This window comes from Microcoleus sp., assembly GCF_049646505.1.
GTDB lineage: Bacteria > Cyanobacteriota > Cyanobacteriia > Cyanobacteriales > Microcoleaceae > Microcoleus.
On sequence record NZ_JBARVX010000220.1, the window covers coordinates 1 to 8,191 of the forward strand.

Consider the following 8,191-nt stretch of genomic DNA (forward strand, 5'->3'; position numbering starts at 1 on the left):
CAACAGGAAACGTGTAAGACATCTCGCGAATTGCCACAACATTAGCCGACGGCGTGCCAGTTTGATCTAAAAAAGGCGTTCCCCACGAGTTGTAAAACCCAGCCGAAACCAGTTCGTTTGCAGGCGAATTGCCGTTGCCGAAAACCAACTGAGTCACCAGCGAATCTTTGCCTGTAAACGAACTGTTTAGCGTCAGAAAAGCGTAGTAGCTAAAAGTAGTTTCAGGTTGCCCGCGCTCAACGCGAGTCGGTCGATTGTTAGCATCGCGAGTTGGGGCAGCAAACGGACTGTTCGGGGCAGTGCGGCTGCGTTCTGCCGTAATATCGCCTGTCGGAAATGCTGATGTTAGGTTGAACCAAACGGTAGCATTAAGTTTAGTTGTAGTTGAGAATTGGTTCGATTCTAGATTCGCCGTGCGAGATTCCAATACATCGATTCTACCGCGCAGCGTTGCTAGTTCTGCCGCAAATTCTTCTTGCAGTTTCTGGAGCTTTTCTAAATCTTCTTTTTTGACAAAATTGGAGCTTCCGGCTGTTATCAACTCGGAAACTTTATCGAGGCAAGCGTTCAAACCTGCCGCGAATTCGTAGCGAGTCATGGCTCGATTTCCGCGATAAGTGCCGTCGGGATATCCCGCTATGCACCCGTAGCGTTCAACTAAGGATTGCAGCGCTTGAAATGCCCAATCTGTAGGTTTAACATCGCTGAGTTGGGAAACAGAAGTAACTTGTTCCATCTCCGGCGCGGCTGAAGGATCGGTTACTTCTAGGCTGTCTGCTTGTGAGATTTCAGCGATGCTTGCAGGCGCGGAATTTTGGGGGGTTTGAATTGACTCTGATAAGAGGTTTGGTTCGCTGGATTTTTGATTTGCTGTATCTGTAGGCGGGAGATTGTTTAGTTGGGAAACTGCGGCGGTTTCCGCTTGTTTGTTGGTTGTGGATTTTGGTGAAATTTCGGCTGTTGGTTCTGGCGCTGTCGCGGGATTTGTCTGTGTTTGATTTGGCTCTAGCGCAACTGTAGATGCGCCGGATTTTTCGGCTGTATCGAGGGCGTTGACATCGTTGGTTTGAGAAATCTTTGCGGTTTTTTCGCTGTCTTTTGCGAGGGAAATACTTTCGGGTTTTTGTCGGTCGTTTAATTCGACATCGGCGGTGATTTCTGGCGTTACCGCAGGATTTGTGGGTGTTTCAATTTGGGCGAGCGCACTTTGTGACTCAGCGGCATCAACTAGCGGCAAGTCGGCTTTTGTAGCTATTACTTCCAGAGTTTCAGTCGCAGAAACTTCCGCAGCAGAGCTGGCTGGAGAATGCAGCAAGCTAATACAAAGTAGTGCTGGCGTTGTTGTCAGCAGGATTTGGAAAGATAAAGATTTAGACACGATCCTCACACCGTAAATATAGAATAGCGAAATTTGAGGCAGAGCCTCTGGATCTGCGTTACCAGGCAGAGCCTGGTAACGAGTAAAACGAGTAAATTCTTTAGTCCGCTTGGAGTAGACTTCGTTTGACAAGGAGCGGTTTCAACCGCCGATCGATCTATCTTTTAAATCAATGGTTTGCGATCGGCAGCAGGAGGCAAAGCTCGCTCCTCCTTGGGAGGCAAATAGCTGTCATCAAATATTTTATTCACTGGGGGAGCTTCTATATTTAAGACTCCTGCTACTTGTTTCGCTGTGGCTTCCAGACGGGTAGGATCGACTCCTCCCAGGCCAACTTTTTCAACTTCGGGAGTTATGTACAGCCTTTCTAAAGCAATTTGCAGGCGGCGCTTTTCGGCGTTTTTGTCCATCAAGCTATCTCCAGCTTTCACCACCGATTCCCATCCGGCAGTAGGGTCTTTTAATGTGTCTTGAAGTCCTTTAAAATACGCTCTCAAAAATCCTTTTACTAATTCGGGATTCTTGTCTAGAAATGCTTTTTTAACAACGATCGCATTTCCGTACAAATCTAAACCGTTGTCGGTATAGTAGAAGACATTCATATCTTCTGGCTTTTTGCCTGCTTTTTCTAACGAAGGGATTATCGTTGTGGCAAATCCGCTGACTGCATCGACATCGCCTTTAATTAGTAATGTTTCGCGCAGCTTTGGTTCCATTGTAATCCACTCTACGCCGTCGGGCTGCACGCCAACTTTTTGGGCAAATACCGGCCACAATTTGCGGGGTGCATCTCCTGCTGGAGCTCCTAGTTTTTTGCCGGTTAATCCTTGAGGATCTGTAATGTTGCTCGACTTGAGGGTGACAATGGAAAAAGCCGATCGATTGTAAGGCACTGCAACTGCTACTACTGGATCGTTGGGATTCTTGTTGTTGAACTCCATCATCGAGTAAATGTCGCCAAATCCAATCTCGAATTGCCCTGCTGCAACTTTGGTAATTGTGTCGGAGGAACCGTAGCCCCGCTCGATTTTGACATCCAATCCTTCTGTTGAGAAATAGCCTTTGTCAATGGCGATCGTCAGCGGTGCATTGTCGCCTTGCAGCAGCCAAGAGGGATTGACTTTGATGGAGCGTTTCTGCGCGGTGTCCGCCGCCGTTGTTGCTGTTGCTCCTGCTGCTGGGGTAGTTCCGGCATTCGGCTGTTGTTGAGATTGGCAGCTACTCAGGATGGCTGGGGTTGCAATCAATATTAGGGATAGCGATCGTACTAACCAAGTATTTTTCATGTCAAAAAGCTTACTATTTGGACAACAAACCCAAGCAAACAACGCTTTAGCCCGCCAATTGCGGTTGCTAATCTCTGCGGATTTTACGTCCAACTTAAGCTGTGCTAGGAGTTACTGAATACGGTAGATTTTTTGAACTGTGAATACTGTATACAGATACACATTCTTTTTGTTTTTTTTAAACAACAATAGATTTCATAAGTTGATATTTGCCCACCATTTAATTTTTAGTTGGTGCGAAACAAAAAAATGTATGTGGTGATACAGAAAAATTCAAAATTCTCAATAAAGTAAATGGCAGAGATAATTATTGAATTTTTCTGTATACAGAATATTATCGGTTGCGCGACCGCGCACAGGAGTTAGACTAAATTATGGTACAGCATACAACGTTAACAGATAGAATCGAAACCAAAGAACCCATACTCTTGGAATTCGATCGCGTGGGTTTAGAGTTCCTAGTAGACGGTCAACCGAGACGAATTATTGACGAGATTTCGCTGTCGGTCGCCCAAGGAGAATTCGTGTCATTTGTGGGGCCGAGCGGCTGCGGTAAAACATCTATTTTAAGAATGGTTTCCGGGCTGGCTCCGGCACCGATCGGCGAAATACGAATGCGGGAAAAAAAAATTACCAAACCCCTAAAAAATGTCGGAATAGCCTTTCAAAATCCCGTGCTTTTGCCTTGGCGAAACACCCTCGACAACGTTCTGCTGCCGCTGGAAGTAGTGCAGCCTTACAAGCGAGAATTTAAAGATTCGCAGCGCAAAGCAAAGTTTATTCGCTCGGCACAAGAATTGCTGGAAACAGTCGGACTCAAAGATTTTGAGAAACAGTTTCCCTGGCAACTGTCGGGAGGAATGCGGCAGAGGGCGTCCCTGTGTCGGGGGTTAATTCACCAACCGGAAATACTGCTGCTAGACGAACCTTTTGGCGCTTTAGATGCTTTCACCCGCGAGGAGATGTGGGTGATGCTGCAAGATTTGTGGATGCGAGTGAAGTGCGTTTGCATTCTGATCACTCACGATTTGCGGGAGGCGGTATTCTTGTCAGATACAGTTTATGTGATGGGCCCGCGTCCGAGTTCGATCGTGTATAAAGTCAAAGTCAACCTGCCACGTCCCACCACTGTAGACATGATAGTGTCGGACGAATTCAACCACATTGTTGCAGAATTGCGCCGGCACATTCACCGCAATTAATCGTACAGTCCTAAATGCACGGGGGGTCAGAAGCCGGGTTTTTAACCCACATACGTGCTGAAAACCCTCAATCTCTAAAAAACCCGGTTTCTTGGGGGCGAGTGCGTCTACAACTAAAATATTTGAGCAGGCATTTGAAAAAAAAATGGAAAAGTTAGAGAGATTTGCTCGGTCAAAAACAGCCAGCATTGTGATGCCAATTGCTGCCACCATCTTGCTGTTCGTGCTGTGGGAAATTCTAGTATTTTTGTTCAAAATTCCCCCGTACAACTTGCCCGCACCTTCAGCGATTATCGCAGCCAGCTTCAACCAAAGTCAGGCACTGATCGAAAACACGGGACAAACTTTGTTTACAACTCTAGCGGGTTTCATTATTGCAATTGTGGCTGGCGTAGTGCTGGGGTTTCTGATTGGATATTCGCGCATTGCCTATGTAGTTCTTTATCCCTTATTAGTGGGGTTCAATACTGTACCGAAAGTAGCCTTAGTGCCGCTGTTTGCGCTGTGGTTTGGCATCGGTACTGTGCCGGCAATTTTGACTGCTTTTTTGCTGGCATTTTTCCCGATCGCAGTTAACGTAGCTTTGGGATTAGATACAGTAGAACCAGAGATGAAAGATGTGATGCGAGCCCTAGGTGCATCGCAGATCGAAATTTTCCAGAAAGTTGGGTTCCCGCACACCTTACCCTACGTCTTTGCCTCGCTGAAAGTGGCAATTTCCCTTGCCTTTGTCGGCACTGTAATTTCGGAAACAGTAGCCTCCAACAAAGGAATTGGCTACTTAATTGTCACCGCGAGTTCTAACTTTGACGTGCCTTTAGGTTTTGCAGGATTGATGGTTTTGGCAGTGATGGGAACCCTGCTTTACGGCTTGTTTGCCGCTGCGGAGAAATACCTGATTTACTGGGCGCGCTGATTCGATGGCTTCAACCAAATCCAGTGGCGGAAATTACCGTGCATATGGCCTACAGGTTCTTTATGCTCAAGCGGTAGGATTTCGGTTGTCGGTGTCGGTGTGGGGGATTTTTTGGTCGCTTGACGATTGAAGAAGTTCATAAATTTGCCTCCAAGATATCTATTTTTCTGGGAGACACATCGAAACCTGTCACCACGCTCCCCGGCATCAGCACCGCTTAGCTGGGGTATGTCCGAATCTTTTTCTGTGCCTTATGATACTATTCTACAACTTTTTTGGCGGAAAGTATCACCCGATCGGGTGATATTTTCCTATATCTATAGCCACCGCCACAGCCACAGATGATCCGGCGGTTGAAACCGCGTCTTGTCAAACAAAGTCGGCCTCCGCCGACTGGTTAATAAAGGGTATCCCAAACCCGGATATAAATTGTCACGGCGGCGCGGAAACCGGGTTGTTGAGGGAATCTGGGGCGAGTGCGAAGTCTTTTTGTCAAAAAATCCGGTTTCTTGAGTCGGATTGATTAATTGTGGATTGCTGACTCCAGGCGAAGGCGGGCTATCTCGCAAATTTCAGCTAAAGCCTGCTGCATTTCTGTTTCCGGGGAATTGTCGAGGCGCTGTTTAAATGCTTCGAGAATGCTGGTTTTTGTGTGGTTTTTCACCGCCACAATGAAGGGGAAACCAAATTTTTTGCGATATTCTCCGTTGAGAAATTGAAAGCGATCGAATTCTTCAACAGATAGCCGATCCAAACCTGCACCGGCTTGTTCGCTAACGGATGCTTCCGCCATTTTTGCTTTGCTTCCCAAGTCAGGGTGTGCTTGAATCAAAGCTAATTTTTGGGCGGGAGTCATGGCGCTGACGACTGTTACCATTTTGGCGTATAAGTCGGCTGTGGATGAAAAAGGTCGATCGTCCCAAGTGTTGCGGGCGATGGCGGGCGTGTGTTCAAAAATAGCGCCCAAAGCTTCTGTAAATTCTTCCGAACCCATTTGGTTGAGTTCAACTAAAGAGTATTGCATTGTCCGTCCAAATACGATCTAACTAATGACTAATGACTAATGACTAATGACCAATCAACTACCTCGATAGGTACTATAAGACCAAGGGGAAACAAGCAAAGGTACGTGATAGTGTGCGGTGATATCGGCGATGCCGAACTGAATCGGAATACTATTTAAAAAAGGTGGTTCTGGTAAAATTTCGGCAGATTGCGCGAAGTATGCGCCCACAGAAAAGACTAATTCGTAAACTCCAGGTTTGAGTTCGCTTTCTGATAGTAACGGAGCTGCGGTGCGGCCGTCGGCATTCGTTGTTACAGTTTTCAGCAGGGTTTTTTCGCCGGATTTTGGGTCAATTGATTGCAGGGCGATCGACATATTTGCAGCCGGACAGCCGCGGGCAGTGTCGAGAACGTGAGTTGTAAGTTTTCCTAACATTATTGAATGATTGATTGACTGCTGATTTCTACTGGTAAACTCGTTACCAGGCTCTGCCTAGTAACGCAGATCCGGAGGCTCTGCTTCCATTCTTCCTGTTATTAATGTAACGGGCCGGCAGAGATGACTTTGGCGATCGCATCAGTCACGTCGGTGGGCTTTTCATCAGCCAATTGTTCGTACCACTGCTGTGTCACCTGGGGATCTTTGCCGTGAATTTGTTCGGCACGCTGGCGCGCTTTTTCTACAACTGCATTAGCCCGCTGCTTGCGCTCGGTGTCGTAACGTTTGAGCGCGTATTCTACGCCCAAATTCGTGGTAGAAAGATAGTTGCTCAGTACCAGTCCATCTTCCATTGCCTGACAGCCTCCCTGTCCCAAATCCGGGCAGGTAGCGTGGGCAGAATCTCCTAGCAAAGCAACTCTACCGCGAACGAAAGAGTCGATCGGTCCTACGTCGTGAATTTCGGGGCGGGCGACTGCTGCGGGATCGAAGGTTTCTATCAGCAATTGCACTGGTTCGGCCCAACCTTTAAAATGTTCTTTAAGTTCGGCTTTGTAGTTTTCGGGATTCGCCGGAGTGCCTGCAGGTAAGGGAACATCTAAGAAAAAGTAAAATCTATCGCCCGCTACGGGCATCAATGAAGCCCGCTTGCAGTCGCCGACATAAATCGCCCAAGTATTTTTCGGCGATAATTTTTCATCTGCCGGCACAAGTCCATTCCAGTTAATATAACCGCCGTATTTCGGCTGTACTTCCCGGCCCAGTACGTAGGTTCGCAAAATTGAGCGAACGCCGTCAGCCGCCACCAACAAATCGCCCCGCGCTTTGTCTCCGTTTTCAAAAATTGCAGTTACTCCGGTTGCGTCTTCTTCTACAGCAATACATTTGCGATCGAGCTTGACTTCTCCGCCAAAAGCTGCTAGTAACATCTGCTGTAAATCGCGGCGGGCAACCGGATAAGGACGCTGACCGACTTGTTTAATTAGCGGCATTAAATCGATGTCATTTAGGAGTTGACCGGTTTTGGTGCGGTATTCCATGCGATCCATTTGCCCGCCAATTTTAGCCATTTTTTCGCCTAAACCCAGGCGGTTGAGGACTTTGACCCCGTTCGACCACAGGGAGATGCCAGCGCCTGCAGGACGCAGTTCTTTGACGCGATCGTATATTTCAACTTGATAACCCGCTTGTTGCAGGGCGATGCCCGCAGTTAAGCCGCCAATTCCCGCACCGATGATGACAACTTTTAAGTCGTGCATTTTGTGTTTCTCCTGCTGAATGACATCCGATCTCAGGAATTTATAATAATTTACAACCCGAAGAGTTACGTTATTTTATAATACTATAATAGCGGTGATAACTGTATCGAGAATTACATCTCAAGTAGGTGCGTCAGATTGCATTTACTCGACCGTCATTAAAAACTCCCAACAGACGCACCTTACGTCTAAAGCAGGATGCGTCATATTCCATTTACACGATCGAAAAAACCAACTTACGCATTTTACAGATTAATTCCCAATTATCCTATAAACTTGGTTAATTCGCCGAGATTTTGCTGAATCGTATTTATCCCGCGAATATGAGACAGGGGAGAACCTCCATACAAAAAGCTATTCAAGCTAACTTGATAATTTTGCTGCACCGCCAAATCCAGCCACAAATTGTTAATCGCATCTCCCGGTTTGTAGTCGGGAATGTTGTGCTGGTAATAAGGAAAACTGTCTATACAAGTGTTGAAAAAGTTTTTGCGGCCGCAATGCTTTAAATACTGATATCGCGGCTTAAATTCGGTTTGATTTTCCAATACTGTATGAATAGTATCGGCTAAGGATTCTGGGTCAAATTTGGCGTAAAGTCCCGCACCTTCCGGGAAAACTGGCGAGTTTCCTCTGGCGTATTGGTTGAATTCTTCAAAACAAATTACTGGTACGTTGCAACTCATTGCTTCGGTAATTCCCCGGT

At 46.8% G+C, this 8,191-nt stretch carries 7 protein-coding genes and 1 pseudogene; 2 read left to right on the plus strand and 6 right to left on the minus strand.

Annotated elements, in window-relative coordinates:
* Both WBA89_RS11875 and WBA89_RS11880 read right to left on the minus strand, forming a co-directional pair.
* On the minus strand, nt 1-1,510 hold a 1,510-nt coding region (locus tag WBA89_RS11875; protein WP_424406581.1), incomplete at its 3' end, for an iron uptake porin.
* A 32-nt stretch (nt 1,511-1,542) separates the two neighbouring features.
* Nucleotides 1,543-2,664, minus strand: coding sequence for an ABC transporter substrate-binding protein (locus WBA89_RS11880; RefSeq protein ID WP_424406583.1), 1,122 nt, complete (start codon nt 2,662-2,664; stop codon nt 1,543-1,545).
* A gap of 374 nt (nt 2,665-3,038) precedes the next feature.
* On the opposite strand from WBA89_RS11880, the gene WBA89_RS11885 reads away from it, so the two are divergent.
* Nucleotides 3,039-3,866 carry an ABC transporter ATP-binding protein gene (locus tag WBA89_RS11885; RefSeq protein WP_424406585.1) on the plus strand — a complete coding sequence of 276 codons (828 nt, stop codon included), beginning with the start codon at nt 3,039-3,041 and terminating at the stop codon, nt 3,864-3,866.
* 145 nt (nt 3,867-4,011) lie between these two features.
* Nucleotides 4,012-4,782 (plus strand): ABC transporter permease, encoded by a 771-nt coding sequence (locus WBA89_RS11890; protein ID WP_424406587.1) that lies wholly within the window; start codon nt 4,012-4,014, stop codon nt 4,780-4,782.
* 523 nt (nt 4,783-5,305) lie between these two features.
* On the opposite strand, the gene uraD is transcribed toward WBA89_RS11890, so the two are convergent.
* From uraD to WBA89_RS11910, 4 genes and pseudogenes are all read right to left on the minus strand, one after another.
* Nucleotides 5,306-5,806: a 2-oxo-4-hydroxy-4-carboxy-5-ureidoimidazoline decarboxylase gene (gene uraD / locus WBA89_RS11895; protein WP_424406589.1), complete on the minus strand. Its 501-nt coding sequence runs from the start codon at nt 5,804-5,806 to the stop codon at nt 5,306-5,308.
* A 54-nt stretch (nt 5,807-5,860) separates the two neighbouring features.
* Nucleotides 5,861-6,223 carry a hydroxyisourate hydrolase gene (uraH, locus tag WBA89_RS11900; protein WP_424406591.1) on the minus strand — a complete coding sequence of 121 codons (363 nt, stop codon included), beginning with the start codon at nt 6,221-6,223 and terminating at the stop codon, nt 5,861-5,863.
* A gap of 101 nt (nt 6,224-6,324) precedes the next feature.
* Nucleotides 6,325-7,485 (minus strand): FAD-dependent urate hydroxylase HpxO, encoded by a 1,161-nt coding sequence (gene hpxO, locus WBA89_RS11905; RefSeq protein ID WP_424406593.1) that lies wholly within the window; start codon nt 7,483-7,485, stop codon nt 6,325-6,327.
* Nucleotides 7,486-7,748: 263 nt separating this feature from the next.
* Nucleotides 7,749-8,191: pseudogene (locus WBA89_RS11910) on the minus strand (glycosyl transferase family 1); the annotation flags it as partial.